At 54.1% G+C, this 281-nt stretch carries 1 pseudogene; it reads right to left on the bottom strand.

Annotation, left to right across the window (positions count from 1 at the left end):
• Window positions 1–279 (bottom strand): annotated as a pseudogene (locus LD028_RS08865) (vitamin B12-dependent ribonucleotide reductase); the annotation flags it as partial.
• Window positions 280–281: the final 2 nt, after the last annotated feature.

Here is a 281-nt window from a genome sequence, read left to right as displayed (position 1 = left end):
CGGGTTGTGCACCGTGTATGTACCGCCGGTGCGCAGTTTTTCTTCGGCATCTTTGATAATTTCCTCTGTGAAGCCGCCGTAGTCAGGCGCGTTTTTGTACCGGACGATCGCTTCGTACATCGCCCGCTCCCGCTCGGTGAGCGGCGTGAATTTCAGTTTGTCGCGCGCTGCTTTTTTGATGCCCTCGTCTTCCATATTTTCAAGCAGGTAGCGCAAAATGCGCGGGTTTTGCATTTTCGAGACGATGAATTCGATAATGTCCGGGTGCCAGTCGGCCAGCA

The sequence above is a fragment of the Anoxybacillus sp. LAT27 genome (assembly GCF_022030075.1).
In the GTDB taxonomy this organism is placed as follows: Bacteria; Bacillota; Bacilli; order Bacillales; family Anoxybacillaceae; genus Anoxybacillus; species Anoxybacillus kestanbolensis.
This window is presented reverse-complemented; position numbering and strand designations above follow the sequence as displayed.